18 protein-coding genes are annotated in these 14287 nt (G+C 63.8%); 12 read left to right on the top strand and 6 right to left on the bottom strand.

Going from position 1 to position 14287, the window contains the following annotated elements; all coding sequences use genetic code 11:
- Positions 1-23: 23 nt before the first annotated feature.
- On the bottom strand, positions 24-461 hold the full coding sequence (locus tag HMPREF0591_RS28825) for a WhiB family transcriptional regulator (protein ID WP_007172368.1): 438 nt from the start codon (positions 459-461) through the stop codon (positions 24-26).
- 306 nt (positions 462-767) lie between these two features.
- On the opposite strand from HMPREF0591_RS28825, the gene HMPREF0591_RS30555 reads away from it, so the two are divergent.
- The 11 genes from HMPREF0591_RS30555 to HMPREF0591_RS28790 all read left to right on the top strand — a co-directional run bounded on the left by HMPREF0591_RS30555 (position 768) and on the right by HMPREF0591_RS28790 (position 9644).
- Positions 768-1274: a helix-turn-helix domain-containing protein gene (locus HMPREF0591_RS30555; protein ID WP_007172367.1), complete on the top strand. Its 507-nt coding sequence runs from the start codon at positions 768-770 to the stop codon at positions 1272-1274.
- A gap of 105 nt (positions 1275-1379) precedes the next feature.
- Positions 1380-1631, top strand: a complete 252-nt coding sequence (locus tag HMPREF0591_RS28815) for a type II toxin-antitoxin system ParD family antitoxin (RefSeq protein WP_040624378.1) — start codon at positions 1380-1382, stop codon at positions 1629-1631.
- Positions 1628-1921 (top strand): type II toxin-antitoxin system RelE/ParE family toxin, encoded by a 294-nt coding sequence (locus HMPREF0591_RS28810; protein WP_007172365.1) that lies wholly within the window; start codon positions 1628-1630, stop codon positions 1919-1921. The genes HMPREF0591_RS28815 and HMPREF0591_RS28810 overlap by 4 nt, the downstream gene beginning before the upstream one ends.
- A gap of 484 nt (positions 1922-2405) precedes the next feature.
- A complete protein-coding gene (locus tag HMPREF0591_RS28805; protein ID WP_157137591.1) occupies positions 2406-2846 on the top strand; it encodes a hypothetical protein in 441 nt (146 codons plus the stop codon).
- A gap of 13 nt (positions 2847-2859) precedes the next feature.
- Positions 2860-3558 (top strand): hypothetical protein, encoded by a 699-nt coding sequence (locus tag HMPREF0591_RS32745; protein ID WP_139315442.1) that lies wholly within the window; start codon positions 2860-2862, stop codon positions 3556-3558.
- Positions 3559-3672: 114 nt separating this feature from the next.
- On the top strand, positions 3673-4752 hold the full coding sequence (locus tag HMPREF0591_RS28800) for a DUF6036 family nucleotidyltransferase (protein ID WP_007172361.1): 1080 nt from the start codon (positions 3673-3675) through the stop codon (positions 4750-4752).
- 109 nt (positions 4753-4861) lie between these two features.
- The gene (locus tag HMPREF0591_RS32740; protein WP_139315441.1) at positions 4862-5533 is read left to right on the top strand and encodes a hypothetical protein; all 672 of its coding nucleotides are present in this window, start codon (positions 4862-4864) and stop codon (positions 5531-5533) included.
- A 123-nt stretch (positions 5534-5656) separates the two neighbouring features.
- Positions 5657-5929, top strand: coding sequence for a hypothetical protein (locus tag HMPREF0591_RS32735; protein WP_139315440.1), 273 nt, complete (start codon positions 5657-5659; stop codon positions 5927-5929).
- 230 nt (positions 5930-6159) lie between these two features.
- On the top strand, positions 6160-6591 hold the full coding sequence (locus HMPREF0591_RS32730; RefSeq protein WP_139315439.1) for a hypothetical protein: 432 nt from the start codon (positions 6160-6162) through the stop codon (positions 6589-6591).
- A gap of 9 nt (positions 6592-6600) precedes the next feature.
- Positions 6601-8925 (top strand): hypothetical protein, encoded by a 2325-nt coding sequence (locus HMPREF0591_RS34225; protein ID WP_007172355.1) that lies wholly within the window; start codon positions 6601-6603, stop codon positions 8923-8925.
- Complete coding sequence (locus HMPREF0591_RS28790) at positions 8922-9644, top strand: hypothetical protein (RefSeq protein WP_023363510.1); 723 nt, start codon at positions 8922-8924, stop codon at positions 9642-9644. Before HMPREF0591_RS34225 ends, HMPREF0591_RS28790 begins: the two co-directional genes overlap by 4 nt.
- A 119-nt stretch (positions 9645-9763) precedes the next feature.
- Here HMPREF0591_RS28790 and HMPREF0591_RS34760 read toward each other — a convergent pair whose 3' ends face one another.
- The 5 genes from HMPREF0591_RS34760 to HMPREF0591_RS28765 form a co-directional block, all read right to left on the bottom strand.
- Positions 9764-9964: a type II toxin-antitoxin system VapC family toxin gene (locus HMPREF0591_RS34760; RefSeq protein ID WP_023363509.1), complete on the bottom strand. Its 201-nt coding sequence runs from the start codon at positions 9962-9964 to the stop codon at positions 9764-9766.
- Positions 9965-11617 carry an IS607 family element RNA-guided endonuclease TnpB gene (gene tnpB / locus HMPREF0591_RS28780; protein WP_040624340.1) on the bottom strand — a complete coding sequence of 551 codons (1653 nt, stop codon included), beginning with the start codon at positions 11615-11617 and terminating at the stop codon, positions 9965-9967. It abuts the gene before it with no gap.
- Positions 11617-12198: an IS607 family transposase gene (locus HMPREF0591_RS28775; RefSeq protein WP_007172352.1), complete on the bottom strand. Its 582-nt coding sequence runs from the start codon at positions 12196-12198 to the stop codon at positions 11617-11619. The genes tnpB and HMPREF0591_RS28775 overlap by 1 nt, the downstream gene beginning before the upstream one ends.
- Before the next feature lie 312 nt (positions 12199-12510).
- Positions 12511-12927: a type II toxin-antitoxin system VapC family toxin gene (locus tag HMPREF0591_RS28770; RefSeq protein WP_040624374.1), complete on the bottom strand. Its 417-nt coding sequence runs from the start codon at positions 12925-12927 to the stop codon at positions 12511-12513.
- 2 nt (positions 12928-12929) lie between these two features.
- Positions 12930-13193: a type II toxin-antitoxin system VapB family antitoxin gene (locus HMPREF0591_RS28765; RefSeq protein ID WP_007172349.1), complete on the bottom strand. Its 264-nt coding sequence runs from the start codon at positions 13191-13193 to the stop codon at positions 12930-12932.
- A 101-nt stretch (positions 13194-13294) separates the two neighbouring features.
- On the opposite strand from HMPREF0591_RS28765, the gene HMPREF0591_RS28760 reads away from it, so the two are divergent.
- Positions 13295-14269 (top strand): hypothetical protein, encoded by a 975-nt coding sequence (locus tag HMPREF0591_RS28760; RefSeq protein WP_023363505.1) that lies wholly within the window; start codon positions 13295-13297, stop codon positions 14267-14269.
- The last annotated feature ends 18 nt before the right edge of the window (positions 14270-14287 follow it).

Here is a 14287-nt window from a genome sequence, read left to right as displayed (position 1 = left end):
ACCGATTTCACGTGACGGCACATCTAGGCGGCGCCGACCTGAAAGACCAGGGGATCGTCGTCGGCGTCGGTTTCCTCGTCGTCAATGAGCTCTGGTAGCGGCGCGACTCGAATATCGCCGAGCTCGGTGCGCCGGCGCTGTTCAAACTGGGCGGCCAGCCGGGCGTAGACGGGTTTGAGGGCCTTGGGCTGGGCGCCGGGCAGGATCACTCCGCCCCAGATTCCATGGGTGGCGCCGGTGGCCACGGCGTTGTAGCCGCAGCGGCCCCGAAAAGGGCAGTCGTTGCACCGCTTGATGGCGCGGTGCTTGGTGCGGGGGTTGAAGAACAACTCGGGGTCTTCTTGGCAGGCCAAATGCTGGGTGGTCTGGAAGAGACGCACGTCGGCGCGCATCTGGAAGGACGCGAAGGGTCTGGCGCCAGCGGGGGGGTTATCGACCGAAGGGGTTAGGGCGGTGGTCATGGGAGGCGTCCTTTCTGTAGGTCGTCGGTTCTTCAGCGGCTCGATCGCCCGTGAATTACCCGTAATCTAACAGAATTTCTGACGCTTTTGACGGTTCTGACGGTTGTAACCGTCAGAACCGGGGGTGTCGGCGCATCGACGCAGAGATGGCAGGCGGACGCCGTGCGCACTGTTGCCGCATGTCATGCGCTGTTTCAGTGGTCGAGGTCCGCCCGGAAGGGCCCGTCAGATAATCAGCCACAAATTTGACGGTCTTGACGGCTAAGACAGGTGGATTTGACGGTTCGTCGGGCAAGATAGCGAGTTATGACCTCAGATCGGCTCGGCGTTGCGGTGCGGCTTCGCCGCAAGCAGCTGAAGCTGACCCAATCTGAGGTCGCCGAGCGGGGAGGGCTGTCGGAGTCAACCGTTCGCGGGGTGGAAAACAACCGGTTATCCCAACCACACGCCAGCACACAGCGTGCATTAGAGCGAGGCCTTGCGTGGCTGCCCGGCAGCGTCGAGGCAATCCTGAAAGGCGGCGCCCCTCGCATCCAGGAGACGGGCGCGCCGGCCGCCCCCGCGGACAGGGATACCGCTACGGCCGCCGGGGACCGCTTGGCCCTTGCTCAGCGCCTGATCAAGATGCGTCAGGCGTTCCTCGAGCACCGCGACACCATGCCCGAAGCCGCCCGCGCCCGGATGGACGAAGAGTTCAGCGCCGCGTCTCGTGAAACTGAAGAGGCGTTGATCTGGATGTTGGCATGGCTACGGGAGGATGAGCGCGACGAAGCGATCCGAATTTTGGCTCAGCTCCGAGAGTTCCGGCCGTAAGCCGCCGCCGCGCTGATCATCTGGGCGGCCACCAGCATGCCGGTCATCCGCGACTATCAGGCACAACCCGTCCAGTCGAATACCAATTATTGGTATGATCGGCGGGTGGGTAAAAACACGTCCTTCAGTCTCGATGAGCATTACAGCGCCTTCATTGAGGCTGAGGTGGCTGCGGGACGTTACCGGTCGGCCAGTGATGTCGTGCGCTCCGCGTTGCGGTTACTCGAGGACCGTGAAATTCAGCTTCGGGCACTGCGCGAGGCGCTAGTGGCCGGTGAGCGCAGCGGCACTTCAACACCGTTTGACTTCGACGCCTTCCTCGACGGCAAACGCGCCGAAAAGCCGCAAGGCCGGTGAGCGCATACGTCCTTTCACCCGCTGCGCAAGCAGATTTGGAACAGATCTGGGACTACACGCACGAGCACTGGGGCCTGGATCAGGCTGAGCAGTACCTGCGAGAACTTCAACGCGCTATCGAGCGCGCAGCGGCGAACCCCCGGATCGGGCGGGCCTGCGACGAGATCCGCCCGGGCTATCGCAAGCTGGCAGCCGGGTCGCACATGCTGTTTTATCGGGTGACAACCCAAGGCTTCCTCGATGTCGTGCGTGTCCTGCACCAACGCATGGACGTCGACCGCCACCTTTGACCTCAGAGAGCCCCGGTCTGATCTTTACGGGAGATGCGACCGGGGCCTCCGGGGGAGGCCCGCACAGACAGGCATCCGGCCTGTGTGTACGACCACCAACAAGGGTAGAACAGCCATCCTGGCGGCCGCGCCGCAGACACGGACACATTCGATTCGTGACAACCGGGGTGTCCGCTGATTCGGGGCCGGTGTCATATGCGAAAGCTATCCTGCGGCCATGTTCGATATCCCGATGCCAGGAATGCCGCCACCGCAGCGGCATAACCTTCCGGTGAGCCGGGCCACGTCGACGCCGGCGCGCGCCCACGACAGCCCTGCTGGCGGGTCCAACCATGCGCGCCAACCCCAGACGGCATGGCAGCCGCGCACCGCTGCCGAGCAGTGGTGGCACTACAGCCGCGGTTGCGCGGCAGCGCTGCGGGCCGGGCGCGCGCCAACTCCGGTCCAGGTGTACGGGCCGGTTCTGGAACCGGGAGAACAGGCGTTGCTGAGCGCCGAGATCGACTACAGCCGCTTTTGTGGCGGCGACGGCCGATACTCACCGCTGCCGCTGATGGTCGCGGGCCGCCCAGCGGTCATGTTCGGCGCGTTGGCTGTTCAAGGGGTGGTGAATCATCGGCGTAAGGTGGCCGCGGCCCAGCGCGCCGCGGCTCAGTGGCGGTTTCACCAAACCTGCCCGGTCATTGTGACGACCGACCGCCTGATCTGCACCACCGCGGCGCACGGCATGGTCAGTTTCTGGTTCGGAGCGTGCACGGAGTTCTACCCGGATTTGCAGCAGTGGACGTTGACGTTGGGCTTTGACTCGACTTACCCGGTGCGGTTCAGCGGCGCGGCGGCCCCGGCGCTGAGCCTGTGGAGCGCCTACGGCGTCTTGGGCGATGGCTGGGTCGGCGATCCGCGCTTGGCGCTTCTGGTCAGTTGATTAAGGGGTGGTGATGCCGAAATCTAAAGGGCGCAAAAAGAAGTCGTCGACTCGCCGACCAGTGAACGCTTTTGGCAGCACCTATTGGGACCGGCTGCTTACGAAATGGGCGCAGTCCCGCCTCGTCGGCACTGCTGAGGAAGTCGCCTTGGGCGGCGCGTTGGTGCTCTGGGCGGGCGGCGGTAACCCTGCTCGCTCGTGGGCCGGAATGCGGCAATGCTGGCCAGCCTGCTACTTCATCGGCGAGGCGTTATCGGCGCTGGGTGGCTTCAAGCCCGTCATCGTGCCCGTTTCAGTCGAAGTCAGGAAAAACGGCGCGGTCGTGGAAACAATCGGTTCACCCACACCAGAACACCGCGGACAGTACTGGACCGGTCATGTCGCACTTCACATTCCAGAAATGGCGGCTATTTTGGACCCGACAATCGGGCAAGGCAGATTCGCAACGTCGGACCACCTGCGGGTCCCGGTGCTCATCCAAGATCCGCAGTTAACGAATCAACTGCCGCCCTCGGCACAATTTCAGGTGAACCGGGACCCGCAAACAACGCTGATCTACACCACGACCGCCGGAGCAGGCGAGCCGTTCGAAACGCACCCGGCCTATCCCCAACAGCGTGCGTCCGTGGACGCAGCGGTCGCACGAGTACACGGGACGGTGGAAGCTGCGGTCGAGGAATGGCGAGCGATACAAGCCGGCGCCGGCCGATGAAGCTCATTGAAATACTGCGTCTTCAACCGCTGCTCCGTCGTCACTAACCCGGGGTAGATGCGCTCTACGCAGAACCTGGCTCACTTCCGTGCGTGATGCGCGTATGTTGGCGATATGGAGCTGTGGACCGTCGACCAAGCAGCGCGGCACTGGAGCGTGACCCCTGGGCGGGCGCGCAGCATCTTGTCCAACCGCGGCATCCACCGCATTACTGGATATCCCGCTGCAGATGTTCGCGCAGTGCGCCGCCGCCAGGGCGCGCGCACGGACCTGGCAGCACCTACCCAGGCTCTTACCCTGTCGGACGCTGCCCAGGGAATCCGGGACGTCGCGGACGACCGCACCCGGCTGCGGATCTTCTTCGAATTCACCCGCGGCGCCGACGAATCGGGGCCAGCCGCCCTGTCTTTGATCAACGACGACCCGCCTTTGACCGGCGACCCGCGCCATGACGCGTTACTGGCGGCGATCGCCGAACACCTCGCCGGCAGTTACGGGCTGCCGGGACCGCTGTGGAGCATCACAACTGAGCGCTTCCTGAACACCCCGTGGTGGATTTCCCCTCTGCCGTCTGCGCGCACCCGCGCGATGTTGTGGACCCCGGCCTCATTTCGTCGCCGCGGGATCTACCTGGACCGTTACGACCTCACCCACGATGGAGCGAGCAAAATGCCTGAGCCTCTATTCGATCAGACCGAGCTGCGGCGCGCCTTCATCTCCTTGGCGCAGAAGCTGGAACGTCGCCGTATTGTCGGGCATGTCCACGTGGTCGGCGGCGCCGCGATGATCTTGGCCTACGACGAAACCCGCACCGCAACACGCGATATCGACGCTCTGTTTTCTCCTGACGGACCCATGCTCGCTGCGATCCGCGAAGTCGCTGCCGAACAGCGATGGCCCTCTAGCTGGCTGAACAATCAGGCCGCAAGCTACGTCTCGCGAACTCCCGGGCAGGGGAGCGTCGTCTTCGACCATCCCTACCTGCAAGTCGCCGCGACACCACCGCAGCATCTGTTGGCGATGAAAGTCCTGGCCGCTCGGGCCGTCAGGGACGGCGATGACGTGCAATTCCTGCTCGGCCACCTCGATATCACGTCTCGCGCCGAGGTCTGGGCGATCGTCGAACGGTACTTCCCAAATACAGAGATACCAACGCGCTCAAAAGAACTCATCAACGATCTCCTCCAACATTGAACACTGGTGAGCAGCGATCCCACCACGTGTCACAACATGGCTCTAAGGTCTCTGGGATAGCGACCGTGCGGTCTCGCGGCAGGCGCGAGCGGAGAACGAGGTGCAGGCTGTGATTGAGCTTTCCGATCAGCAACTAGAAGTGTTTTTCCAAGGATGGACCATGCAATTCGCACTTGGGAGATGGTCAGGATCAGTGCACTTCAGCGAGCGAGAACGGGCTGTCATGGGTTTAGCTGCATGTTATTTCGCAGCCCGTTGTCCGCAGATTCGAATGCTGAACGCCGGGTTGTGCTTCGCGGCGTGCAAGGTTGTCCGGGTCATCGCGCGTGAAGAAGGAATACGGACCGAACCGCTGACGGTGACGGTGGAAGCCTCACACGAGGGCCACGAACTCTCGTTAGGGAGCCGACAGCCACGACTAAAGCGGCACGCATTGGCGCAGGGAACATTGCAGACGTGGTCGGGTCACGAAATCATTCACTTTCCCGATCACGGAGCCGTTTTCGACCCGACTATTACGCAACTATCGACATGGGAGGCCACGGTGCTACCCGCAGTAGCAAAAGCCCCGGCGATACTGCGGGAAGGCGACCGCATTCCGGCTGTGCTGGAACCTCTTTCGATCAACGCGACTTATACCGTTCAGCGGGCAAACTTCGACTACATGAGGATGTCTTCTTGGCCTGATATCGAGCAGATGGCCAACGATGGCGGCAAGATCGTGGGACCGGCAGCAGACCAGCTGGTGGCGACTATGCATAGCGGTTCATCGTCGTCATAGTTCGAGCTCACCCGTCCCTCAAGGCGTCCGCAAACCGCGCAAGCAGTCGTAGCATGCGGCGCTGGGCGAATCCGTGCTGGTTAGGCGATGTGTAGCCGCGACACCGGCGGTAAGATGCGGTTTATGTCAGCAGGCAAGTTCACGATGGATGTGGCGGAAACAGAGGCAGGCTTGTCTGCCGCGGACGCCGCTACCGCTCAGCAGCCCAGCGGCGACCTTCCAGGCCTGTGCGTCGGTGGCTACATGACGTCCTTGATCGGGGCGGCCATTGGGGGACGTGCGATAGGTGAAGCCCAAGCAGTCGGCCGTGCGGCGGCGAACACCGCAAGTCGAGAGTTCAGCATCGCGACAGTTCAAACCACTGAAGCGGGCAACTCAAGCATTCTCACGACGTAACGACAGGGGAGCGGCGCATGAGTTCATCACCTTGGTCGAGGACAGGGTCACCATCGGTGACGCTGCCGCCACCTCCAGCGCCTACACCTAGGCCTGGCGCGACCCCGCCGCCGACAGCAGTTCCGTTCCCAACAGGATTCCCGCAGAAGAGAACACGTCGTCGGGTTTGGCCCTGGGCCGCGCTCGGACTGCTATTCGCGATCGTGATCTCGGCTGCCACGGGATCGATAGTGACGCTCGCGGTAGCGCACAACGATGCCCGCTCCACCGACGGGCCGTCCGCTGCACCATCAGCATCAACGTCTGCGCCGCCCGCTCCGCAAGTCAGCGCGGCCGACGCGACGGCGACGAAAACTCATTTGTGTCAAGTTTTCGATACATCGGTTCAAGGTCAGCAAGGACAAGGCGGCCTCAGAGTAAATGGGACCGTCAATATCCCCGTCATGCTGCGCACAGTTAATAGTGCATTGGCGGTGCAAACAGCGCTCGTTCCGGCATTGCCTGCCGACGTCGCCTCAGCCGCACGGAACTACATTCAGACCACGCTCGAGGCCACGACGGCGGCGATGGGGAATACCCCAACTCCTGAAGTGAATCGCCTTAACGACATATCGAACGATGCGATCAATGCGCTTGTCGGTGTGTGCGGGCTGCCGAGGTAACCCGTTCGGATGGCGGAGTTAACAAGTACGGGCGGGGACGAGTTTCCCGCGTGGTGGTCAGAACGCAATAACAAGCAGGCGGCGCGCCTGCTCAAGGCGGTCAACCGGGGGCCAGTGGGTAAAATTCAGCCGCCGTCACTACCGCATGTCGGCAGTGATCATCCGCGGCCGCAGGGAGCCTTCGTCCGGTTTCTGTTCCAACCGTATGTGTGGCCGGAAGACTCTGAGACCGCCATGAACGCCGGCGCCGACAAGTTTGCTGATGACTTCAAACTGCACGATGACAGCGCGACGACAATCCGCCAGGCGGCGAACGGCGTCTTCGACGGCGGGTCATGGGTGGGCGAGAGCGCGGACGCTGCTCGCGCGGCCCACTTTGAAGCGGCGTCGATCAAGGATTTCCAGGCGGAGATCGCGCGCGTTGCCTCCGGTTTGATCAGGCGCGGCGCCGACGATGTGGCGAGCACCAAGAAGCACATGTTCGAGCAGAACACGCAGGCGCATCAAGAGGCCGAGGCCTTCCTAAAAAGCGGCTCGGGGCAGTCGCTGGCGCAGGTAGCGGTGATTCTCGGTGTGCACCGAACGACGATCCAGGCCTATTCGACTGAGTTGCAGGGCTACGCCACCCAATACACCGTTCAGTTCACCAACCACTTTAAAGAGGGCGGCCCCGGCGGCCCAAAATTCAAACAAGCTGGCAATGGTACAGACAATAAGGACCCGTCGACTGACGGTCCAGGGACGCCAGATCTGGGTCCCCCGAGACAGCCCGGGGGTGGGCGAGTTCATGCCTCATCAGACGGTCCCAACGACGGTGCAGCACCTCCTGCACCAGGCGGATCGGGACGCGTACACGCGCCCTCGTCGGATGCTCCGTTTGGATCACCGCGTCATAACCCGTTGACGTCGTTGATGGGTAGTGGGTTGCCGAGTTTGCCGAGTATGCCTGGCGGGGGATCGGGTGGTGGGCTTCCTATGGGCCCGTTGCAGGGGTTGATGGGTAGTTTTGGCGGTCTGCCGGGCGGTATGGCCCCGCCCACGGGGCTGGGTGCGCCTGGGCTGCAGGGCTCGCCGATGCCGTCCTTGGGGATGGACTTCGGGCGAGGTTTAGCGGCGGGCGCGGCGGCGGCAGGGGGTGTTCCGCCGGTGACGTCGGCGCCGATGACGTCGTTGGCGGCGCCGATCGAGTCGGCTCCGACGTCGGCTGCGCCAGCGGTGGCTCCTGTGTCTACTGCGCCGGCGGCGGCCGCTTCCGCCCCTGCACCGGCACCGGCGGCGGGTATGCCGGCAGGAGGCATGACTTCGTACGGTTCCGTTCTTCCTCCGCAGGGCCCGCCGCCGGCCGCTCCGTCGGCGGGCGGCTCGACGCCTGCCGCCCCATCAATACCGGCTGAGCCCGGAGGTGGGTCGCCCGGGCCTGGGACCGGGTTGATGCCGGTGGCGGGTCGGCGTGATGTGGTGACGGTGCGCAAGGATGACGCATATTCGGATTTGGAAACGGCCAAGGGCCTTGTCGCCGAACTCGCTGGGGCGGCGAAAGTAACTGATCCTGGATTGGATTGGGCTGTGGCCGTTGGCCGTAACGCCTCGGGCATGCCGACGTACTGGGTTGCCACGAACGACGGCGCGACCTACATCCCGCCAGTGGTGTTCCTGCGCAAGACGATGCCCATCGCCGGTGGCCACGATGCAGATTTTGACGCGCGCTGGTTCGGCTGGGTCAACCCGGCCGATAAAGCGGTGCGGGCGGCCCGGGAGTTCGGGGACACGGTGAGTGCGGTGGCCACGTCGTGGGCGCTGCCCTCTGAGTTTTTGAGGGAGCACCCGGCGCCGGAAGTGGCCACTGGCGTGAAACCCTCTGACGTGGCGGATAATGCGGCGGCGGAATTGTTGGCGTCGCGGGCCCATCGGCTGCAGACCGTGGACGCCGCCTTATATGCGGATCTGATGGGGGCCGATGAGTCGGTGGTGCGTGACTACTGCCGAGAGTTGATCCGCCAGTTGGCATTTGGTATTCCGGGTGAGGCGTTGTCGCCGGTTGCGCAGTCCGTGGCGCACTCACTCGTCGCTGAGCGCTGGCCCACAGTCCAGGAGTGGGCGCTGCTCGGCGAGGAACACGAAGACGCTTTGGTTCAGATGGCGTGCCAGCGACCGGGACTGGACGGAATAGAAAACCCTGACCAGACGGTCAGCTACACACGAGAATTCATCCGGTGCCGCCAGATAGAGGCTCTCTTGTGCTGGGACCGTTATGGGGGCGACCTACTCAACGTAGTGTATGCAGCATGGGTGGCCGGTATACGGGCGCCATTGAAGGAACCGGCACTGCGGTGAACGAAAGCTATTCCGCAGCAGCGGATTTAGCGGACACCATAACCATGTTGATGACGGAGCCGCGGCCTTTGCCGCGGCAGTTGAAGCGGCTAAAGAAACGCAGCGAGTGGCCGATCGATGAAGCGCTGCTAGTTTTCGAAGCGGCGGTGGAGTATGTCGCTATCCGCAATAACTATGACGCCGTGGCCGATTGGAAGAGGCGTCAGGCAAAGCTCAACGGTTGGTTAGGGGTTCTTCAACGTGAGCCGGCACCGATGTCCGATGAGCAATTTGCTGCCAGCATAGTCGCGTGCGGGAGAGTGGACCCGACCGAGCTGGAAGCAGTTCTGGTCGGTACTAGGCACACGGCGGCCTTGTTGGACGACATTGCCGAGGTGATAGCCGAGCACCAGCGCGAGCACGAAGAAACTGAGCGGATGAACCGGGCGGTGGCGCGTGGGCGCGAGCGGGTGAGGATGATCATGAAGCGGTGCGTGGAGCGTCGCGCAGAAATCAGCGCGGCTACAGAAGAACGCCTACAACAAATTTCGCCGGAAGATGCCGCCTCCCAGAAGTTAGCTATTGAGGCCGCTTATCCGGATCTGATCGTGCTGAGCGAGACAGCGTGTGAACAGATCAACGCGCAGACGCGCCGCGTGTTGGACGCGCATCGACGCACGGCAGCGATGCCGATTTGGCAGTTCTGGGAGATGGCCTACAAAGACCTAATCGAGGATTGAATACCGAGATCGTAGCCGTGATCGCCGCCTTTGGTGGACATCGTGGCCGTGGGGGCAGTGGTGCTAGGAGGGACCGTTAGGGCGTTGGCCAGTAGCCGACAACGCCGTTGAATTCGAGGTCAGTTTGGGTGAAGTCGTTGCCGAGTGGCGTAGGCCATGGTGTCGCCGTAGTTGACGGCTGCGGGGTGGCGTCCCTTCCCGTAGTGGAGGTAGGCGCTGTGGGCGTCGATCGCGTGTTCGAGGGTGAAGGGTTCGGGCGCGTGCGCGCGCGCGTCTTCCCGGCGGTATGACCGTTGCCGTTGAGTGTGTTTGAGTTGCACTCATGCGGCGTCCCCTTGCGGGGTTGGGGTTTTGGCCTCTCCGCGTCCGGCCCCGCGTGGGCGGGGTCTTACGGATGCTCCGCCGGCACCGGTTGATCCGGTGTCCGCGCCATGGCCTGTACCAACCGATTCGGTTGGCCCGGGTACCGATGGGGCCGTGGTCCCGACTGGACCACAACTGGCGTAATCCGGCCAGTCACGGAGATTCAAAGCAGCATTTCTATCGCGGTCGACCATTTCACCTGTCTGCGGGCAGATGAGGTGCTTGTCGATCCGGCCCTTACCGACCAGGCGGCATGGGGTGCCGTTGGGGTGGGTGCAGCGGTGGTGGAGCTGGCTTGATGGGAACCAGCGATCCGCCACGATCAGGGTGCTGCCGTGCCGAGTGGTCTTGTAGGCCAGCATCGGCGCGACCAATCCCATTGCGGCATCAGAAACAGACCGGCGAAACGCCCGCCGGCCCATACTGCGTTTCATCGCGGCCACATCGAGATCTTCGATCACGACCTGGCCGTAGGTGCCCGCCAACTGCGTGGTGAGTTGGTGGGCTGCTTCCCGCCGCAGATGCACGCACCGACGATCCAATCGGGTCAGCTTGGCTTTCGCTGCCCGATGACCGTGCGATCCGGGGATACGGCGGGAAAGTTCACGACCAGCCCTGCGGCGGGCGGCAAGTGTCGCCTTGAGCGGGGCCGGATTCTTATACTCGACAACGGTTTCGACGCCGGTGGCGGGGTCGATCGTGGCGACGGTGGCCAGCGTGCGCACCCCCAGATCCACCCCGGCGCGCACCGTGGGCTGAGTCGGCGTTCTTCCCGCGCTCGGGGTGCGCAGCGCATAGCCGACCGACACGAACAACCGGCCCCACCGCTGGGACAGGGTCATGTTCAGGATGCGGGCGCGCCCCGATGCGAGATGACGTTGCACGCGGCGGGTGTTCTCCTTGGACCGCAGCGCGCTGATGACCGGGACCGTGATGCTATGGCGGTCATCCTCTACCCGCATGGTGCCGGTGGTGAACCGGACCCGGCCGGGATCGCGTCGCGCCGTGGCGAACCGCGGGAAACCCACCCGCCGACCCTGGCGTCTCCCGTTCTTGCTGGCGCTCCAGTTGCTCAGTGCCTGGGCCAGATCGGCCAACCCTGCCGAGTAACACTCCTTGCTGTTAGTGGCCCACCACGGCGCCACCTCGTGCTTAGCGAGATTCCACGCTTTGCGTAGCGCGCCGAGGTCCCAGCCCAACGACTCATGTTCCGGATCAGCCGATTTCGCGTCGAGGTCGGCCTTCACCCGACCCAGACCCCAGTTGAACGCCTTGCGGCGAGCACCGAAATGCGACCGCACCAACGCCGCCCGCTCGGGCTCCGCTGGCCATTCCACCTCGAACTTCGCCGCGGTCACCAGCCAACCAGAGGCCACTTCCGCACCCAGCGAACCGTTGACCGCATAACCGGCGGCGTCCCCGTCGTAGAGCTTGAACAAGACAGACACCGATTCCACCACCGCACGGTGCGACTCGAAATCCGCGCCCACATCGACATAACGTGACAATGTTTGGCTGCCATCGGGTTTCGGTTTCCCCGGCAACTGCACACCACCGGTCAGCCCGGCCACCTTCGCCGCCTGACCACAGGTGCGCATCCCGACGATCATCACGCAGCCCCTGGCTCCCGCTTGGTGGCCGTCACCGCACGCATCGCCCGATTCCGCGCACCACGACGGCCGTAGAGCCGCGCACACATACTGGTCAGGACCTCGATCATGTCGCGCACCAGATCATCGGTGGTCTCACCCGGATCAGCGACCACGATCCGGCGGCCCTGCGCCGACAACGCCGCTTCCAGGTGTTCCACCCCGAAACGCGCCAGCCGATCCCGATGCTCCACAACGATCACCCTCGCATCGGGGTCCGACAAGATGCGGCGCAGCTTGGGCCGCTTCCCATTCAGCCCGGAACCGACCTCGCACACCACCTGGCCCACCTCAAGATCACGCTCCGTGGCCCACGCGGTCACCCGCGCCACCTGACGGTCCAGATCCGAGCGCTGATCATGGCTGGACACCCGCGCATACACCACCACCGTCGCCGCCGCACCCGATACCGAGGCTGCCGCCTTGACCAGAATCAGCCGCCCAACCCGCTCCGCGGGCACCGGCAACGTCCCCTCCCGAAACCACCGATAAGCGGTATGCCGGTTCACACCAACCGATTCCGCCCAATCCGCCAGATTCACAACACCAATTAGAAGACACTAACGCACACTTAAATGCACTCACTGCGCAACAGCTCGCAACCCCGCCCACGGGGCTGGGTGCGCCGGGTTGCAGGGCTCACCGATGCCATCGCTGGGGATGGACTTCGGGCGAGGTTTAGCGGCGGGTGCTGCGGCGGCAGCGGGTGTTCCGCCGGTGACATCGGCGCCGATGACGTCGTTGGCGAGATCCAAATAGAGACTCAACGAGTCTTGCTGTTACACAGGCGAACTGCCGAGGTTTCGACTCGCGAGCTGTACGAACACGCGGGGCAGATGAATTAGTTGGGACCGTTAGGGCGCTGGCCAGTAGCCGATGACGCCGTTGAATTCGAGGTCGGTTTGGGTGAAGTCGTTGCCGATGGCGATGAGGGGTTCGTGTGCGAGTTTGGCGGTGGCGTAGGCCATGGTGTCGCCGTAGTTGAGGGCGGCGGGGTGGCGGCCTTTTCCGTAGTGGAGGTAGGCGCGGTGGGCGGCGATCGCGTGTTCGAGGGTGAAGGGCTGGAAGCCGAGGTTGATTTCGGATCGTAGGCGGTCGAAGACGGTGCGCGCGGTCGCGCCGTGTCGGTTGGTGAGAACGATGAGGCATTCGGCTGCGTTGGCCGTGGACATGACGGGGCTGGGATCGGCGGCGATGGCGGCCGCGATCTGTTCGGTGTAGGGGTCCTCGCCCTGGATGAGGGCGACGATCGCGGAAGAGTCGATGATCAGGATCAAACTCCCGTTGCTGTGTCGTATCCGAGGGCTTGTTCGCGTTCGGTTTTGGTGATTGGGGATCGGTCGTCCAGTAGTGGCCAGATCTCGGTTTTGAGGACGTCGAGCAGTTCTGCGGAGCGGTTTGCGGTGCGGGATTGGGTGACTTCGATCTGGGCTCGCAGGGCGTAGCGGATGGCGTCGATGCGGCTGGGGAGGTGGAGGCGCGCGGCGAGCTCGTCTGCGAAGCGGATGACCTCTTCGTCTTTCACGTTGAAAGCCATGGGTACATGGTACCCCGTGGACGGTGTCCGGTACTTCGCGGGTGATCGCTTTGCCGGCGTGGGTGTGGCCCGGCTGGGTAGTGCCGGGTTAATTTTGTGGGGTGAGTGTTGCGGCGTTTGTGGCTGGGGTTGATCGGTTGCTGAGCCGTGCGCATGAGTTGTTTCCGGCCGGGGGTGCGGGCGGGGCACTGCCGAGCTCGGGTGATGTTGCGGTGCCGGGCTCTCCGGAGGGTGGCAGTGGTTTGCGGGCCGGGGTGGTACGCGCGGCCGGTTCTTATCAGCAGGCTCGCAGTGGGGCGGCGGGCCTGGATGGGGAGCTGGCGCAAAGCGCCGAGGAAGGCGCGCAGATCGGGGCCCAGGGCCGGGAGGCGTCGGGGTTGATTCGCGATCAGGCCCGTACCAGCGCGGCCGCGCTGTTGCCGATGGCTCGCACGCCAGCGGGTGCGCACCTGCTGATGGCGACGATGGATCAACATTTGGCGGCGATGCAGGACCAGCTGCAGACCACCAAAACCCAGTACCAGGCCATCTCGGCGGGATTGCGCCAAACCGCCGCCGGCTATCACACCTTGACTGACGGCGCGAAGGACTCACCGCCGGCGGCGCCGCTGGACTCATCGGATAAGTGGAAGCCAGGCGACAAGCATCATGAGCCTTACGGGGCTGGCGTGGGCGGGATGGGTCCGCCGAACTATCCCCATTCGCCGCCGTGGGTGGACATTTACGACAGGACGAAAGATCCGGATCAGGTTCCGCACTATTTCGTCAGATCTGACGAGATTCCCGGCTACCAGGTCCTTCCGCCGGGGCGCTATGGTCCCGCGACGGTTTACGACGAGCACGGCAACCCTGATCCTTATGTCCAGTTGGGCCCGAATTCTGGTGTGTGGGTGCCGCAGTCGGCTTTCCCGGGGGCGAAGGTCTATCCGCCGGGTGGGGGTGAGTTGCCGCCGTATGGGTGGAGTGAGTATGTGCCGGGCTCGGGGATTTTCTTGTGGCACGGGGATTTGATGCCGGAGCCGTATAAGCCGTATGGCCCGTCCGGGCCGCCGACGATTCCGCAGGGCGGCCGCTAAACCGGCCCGAACTGGCGG

This window comes from Mycobacterium parascrofulaceum ATCC BAA-614, from assembly GCF_000164135.1.
Taxonomy (GTDB): Bacteria; Actinomycetota; Actinomycetes; order Mycobacteriales; family Mycobacteriaceae; genus Mycobacterium; species Mycobacterium parascrofulaceum.
The sequence above is the reverse complement of the archived record's forward strand: the minus strand, read 5'-3'. Positions and strand labels throughout refer to the sequence as shown.